Origin of the sequence: Succinimonas sp., assembly GCF_045225735.1 — a bacterium.
GTDB lineage: Bacteria > Pseudomonadota > Gammaproteobacteria > Enterobacterales > Succinivibrionaceae > Succinimonas.
The window spans coordinates 1-4515 of record NZ_JBGVBR010000050.1 but is presented as its reverse complement, the minus strand read 5'-3'; the positions used below and the strand labels follow the sequence as shown (position 1 = coordinate 4515).

The 4515-nt window shown below is 53.2% G+C and carries 3 protein-coding genes; all 3 read right to left on the bottom strand.

Annotated elements, in window-relative coordinates:
* Positions 1-2509: hypothetical protein (locus ACJROR_RS01795; RefSeq protein ID WP_406545603.1), on the bottom strand; the 2509-nt coding region annotated here is incomplete at its 3' end.
* A 32-nt stretch (positions 2510-2541) separates the two neighbouring features.
* Complete coding sequence (locus ACJROR_RS01790) at positions 2542-3021, bottom strand: type III secretion system chaperone (protein ID WP_406038743.1); 480 nt, start codon at positions 3019-3021, stop codon at positions 2542-2544.
* 476 nt (positions 3022-3497) lie between these two features.
* Positions 3498-4515: diguanylate cyclase domain-containing protein (locus tag ACJROR_RS01785; RefSeq protein ID WP_406545602.1), on the bottom strand; the 1018-nt coding region annotated here is incomplete at its 5' end.

Here is a 4515-nt window from a genome sequence, read left to right as displayed (position 1 = left end):
CGATCTCCACATCCAGATCGTCAGGAATAGGGAACGGGGGCACCGAGGGATCCGGAGCGGGGCCGGCAGCAGGAGCCGAAATCACCGGAGAACTGTAATTCTTAGCCGCCGTAAGTCCGTTCCCGCCCATCTGTCTTTCGCTGGCCTCATCCGGATGGGTCATCTTCGCCACATTCTTTTCGGAAAACACCTCAAAGACTTTGCCGGCATTGGCCCGGGAAACAGTGATCCTGACGCAGGCTTCGGCATCGATCTCCACATTGACACCGGCAGTCACTCCCATGGCCCGCAGCATATTTGCGGCCTCCCGATTCAGCGGCTTATCACAGTGATAGACAATGTTATCCCCGTCCACATGAGCTCGCCAGGGCATCCGGTTCTGGGGAATCACGGAGAGGTGCTTCAGGGCAACCTCGCCATTAGGGCTGACCCAGGTAGTGGGGGATGTCAGCTTTTCCAGGTTTTCAATAGTCTCAATGGCCTTTTCCTGCATCTCGGGGCCGTCTCCGGCGAGATCGTCATAGAGATGAAGCTGGTTTTCCGACACCGTGAGGATCTTGTCCAGACTGTCGTTAAACTCCTTCTGCTTCTCCAGAATGGAAGCCTTAATTTGTTCCCGGAGCTGCTTTTCCGGAGCGGAAATATTCGGTTCATCAGGGTTGAAAGCGGTGAGATAATCCCTGAAAAGACCATCTGCCTTATCGGAATTCTTCAGATCTCTGAGCTCCAGCACGCCCTTGAACTTCTCAAAACGGGTATCATCGTCAAACACCGAAAAGTTCTTAAAGCGGGGTTTGGTGGAAAAGCCGAAGGTATCCTTGAAGTTCAGATTGTCATCCACCTCCAGGAAGCGGCCGTTCTTTTCCAGGGAATGCCCGGGATCGATGGCAAAAAACTTGCCGTCCTTAAAGCCCTTGTTCTGCCCCCGGGAACCCACGGCATCGCGATCCGCGGTGACCAGGAAGAAGGCCTTGTACTTGCCGAGCTTTTCCGTTTTCTGCCCCTCGGGAGTCACGATCTGGCCGTCCTTGATAAAGCCCTTCTCCATGTCCTGGTAGCCTTTGGCAAACTTCGCCTCCAGCATCAGCTTCGGATGCCCGTCGGAATACTTGCCCCGGACGATGCGGAGCTCCTGAGTAGGCACGCCGGCCAGGCGGGAGAGGTCATTGGCCAGAGCCTCGGTAACGGCGCCGGCGGAAGACTTGTCGGCAGTGGTGGCGGTCTGCAGGCGGTAAATCTGACCGAACTTGCGGCCGGTGATAATCCGTTCCGGACGCATGAATTTGCCTTCGGATCCCTTGGCATAATTAACGATCCGGGCGCTTTCGTTATAGTCCAGCTTGGTAATATGCCGGTCGGTAAAATGCTTGAACACCGGAGACTTTTCATAATCGCCATCCTTGTCGTTTACGGCCAGAATGGCATCCCGGATTTCGGCGAAGAATTCCTTCTTGATGTAGTCAAAGCCCGCATCCTGCCAGTTTTCTGCGGTGTTAATCATGCCTCTCTTATCCATAAAGGCCTGATAGAGCCGGCTGTCCGGTTTTTCCATCTCCCTTTCGATAATGAATTCCGCCACCGCTGACATGCAGGCAGGATGGGACCGGCCGCAGAGCATAATCTGCTCCCGGGTGGTTTTGCCAGCGCACTTCTCCCGGAGAGCCGGAGAGAAGTTTTTCAATTTCTCCAGAGCCTCAAGACTTTCCTCCGATGTATAATCGGCCATGAGGCCCCGGGTATCATTGGCAGACCAGTCATTGGTATAGATAAAGCCCGGTTCCACGCCGTTGGATTTGAGTTCCTGGAAGAGCATGGGATTAACAGAGGAACGGTTGATTCTCTGCCCGGCGCCCAGAACGCCGCTTTTGACCCGATCCTCCACAGAGCCTTCTTTTTTGTCAATGACTGCGGAAAGATTCCTGAGCCCCGCCGGATCCCGGTCTCCCAGTTCCTTTGACACATCCTTGCGAAATTCATGAAAATCCTCGGTTTTAACCGGATCATTCAAACTCTCATGATTTTCGATGTGCTCTTTGATAATAGACGCCGCCACCCGGCTCAGATCCTCCGTCTTCCGGAGCTCGCCGGTGTAGCTGTTATGCTTTAAATGAGCTCTTATGGCATCGCGCACCTGATCCTGATCTTTCAGTGGCATCTGCAGCATCTTGGGATCCGTATCCAGCTGCCGGTTGAGTTCGCAGATGAGCCGGGTCTTTTTAACGGTTTCCAGACTGGAGAGCACATCCCTGATATCGCAGACGCGCAGTGATTTATGCATCTGACTCCGGGCGCCCACCACCGTGTCAAAGGCGTGTTCCCCGAAAACACCGTACTTCTGAGACAGAGCCTGCCGAAAGACCCTCATGGTGTTGTCATTGACTTCCCTGCCGGCGGAAAAAAAGAGATTCCCCCGCTGCGCCTTGTCTCCGGCCTCATTCACCACCACATCACGGGATGTGAGCCATGCCTCTCTGGCAATGGTCTCAAATGAATTCATTACTCCGGTCATAGACCTCTCCTCGCCTGTCAGCGTTTAAAAAATCAAGGGGTCAGCATTATTCTGTCCGCCACGAAATGCTCATCTAAATGATTATCCGGCGTCTCACCGGAAAGAAGATCCTTAATGCGATCCCGCCAGAGGCCGCAGACCTGCATGATATTTTCCAGAGAATCCGAAAGCTCCTCGGGATTGGCCTCCAGGGCGCTGCCGTCAAAGAAATAGTTGTAAACCACCGTCTCCGAGGCTTCCTCAAGGCTGAAATAGCCGCCTGCCGTATCCCGGCCGAACAGACCTCCGGCCAGGAGCTCGCGGTAAACCTCCCGGGGGGCCTCAGAGGGCAGCTGATATACCTCCACGAAACACAGCACCTTGCCGCTGTGCTGAATAAACTGGAGATTAATGTTGAAGTCATCGTCCACGCTGACGGATACCAGCCCCGTTTCATCCGGATTAAAGGCTTCAATGCCGGTGAGCTTCCTGAAGGCTGCCAGAAAACTCTTGTAATCATCTAATGTTTTCATCTGAATCCCTGATTACAGTCAAATACTGAAAAACAAAACCACACCTGAAACAATACTTTACCGCTTCCGCAAACACAATTAGTTTGAAATTTTAAGCCGCAAAAGAATGCGAGAATTCGCAAAATCACGCGCTCCCCCGGAGAAGGACGGAAGATGCGGACACGCTCCGGAACAGTTCCGGGCAGATTTTTCCGGCTGGCATTCACAGCATCTCTCCGGGATAACGTTTAACTCCGGCATTGGTTACAGATCGCAGTCTCAGGATACGTCCGCCGCATTAAATTTGTCCCGGTTCCGCCGAAGCTTTAAGACAAGGAAAGCCGCTCACAGAAGAAGAGGCTGTTTCCGGAGTTTTGAGATATTGCAGAGATGAAAGAGAAAGGCGGAGCGGTTCCCCCGCCAGGAGGCAGCAAGCCGGACGGTTACGGCCGGATCCCCGGAAGGATTTCCGGCAGCCTGCTGTTTATCTTTTTGTGTCAGTCCGTTTCCGGTATATCCCGGGTGTCATTAAGCACCTTCATGCCATGCTCGCCATTAAGATGCAGCATCTTCAGATTCTCAAGATCAAGAAGGACGATGGCAATGTCTTCCCTGTGGTGTCTGACCAGCTCCATGGCATCAGCGCCGTCTTTGGCATACAAAACGTCGTACTCCTGTTCCTGAAGAATATTATCCAGCATCATCAGGTTCACGTTCCTGTCTTTGACAACCAGGATATGGCGCTTGCTGTTCGGTGTTTTCTCCGAAGTGCTCACCCCGTTCATCCTGGCGTTCACTGCGGGGATGCCGGCATCAATCGCTCTCTCGGCATCTTCCCGGGTAACGGAGCCAAGCTTTCTCAGGAGCTTCTTTTCCTCGTACATCAGGTTGTCAGCGCGGCCGAACACGTTGTGGAAGCTGGGGTCTTTCCCCGGAATATAATCAGAAACGCCGCCGGAAATCACTGCTCCGCCCTTGGCAATATTTTCCACGGAACAGTCATGCAGAGTCTGTAAAAGCACCTGGCGTATGGCATAGTCCCGTCCGGTCATGACAACGACGAATTCATCGCCGCCGATGCGGTAAACCGGGCTGTGCTGGAAGATGTCGCAGATAATCATGAAGGACTGACGGATATACTCATCACCGGCTTTGTGTCCCTGAGTGTCGTTGATCATCTTAAGTCCGTTCACATCGCAGACCACCACCGCAAAATTCTCTGCCCGGCCTTCGGTGATGGCAGTATTGATTTCACGCTCCTTCTGCAGGAAGGCATGCTTGTTTTTGGCTCCGGTGAGAGGATCCTTTAACGCCGTCTCCTTTGCCTGATCCCGTTCCGCCACCGCCTTGCGCTCCCACTTCTCCATGGACATATGGTTGATAAGCAGCGCCAGAAGATCCAGCACAAACAGAATGGTGATGATCAGGGTGTTGGTGGCATCAATACGATGTATATGTTCAAGCTGAGCCTGAATGAAGGTCTCCTCATCCAGAGACTGAACAGCCGGTTCCGCC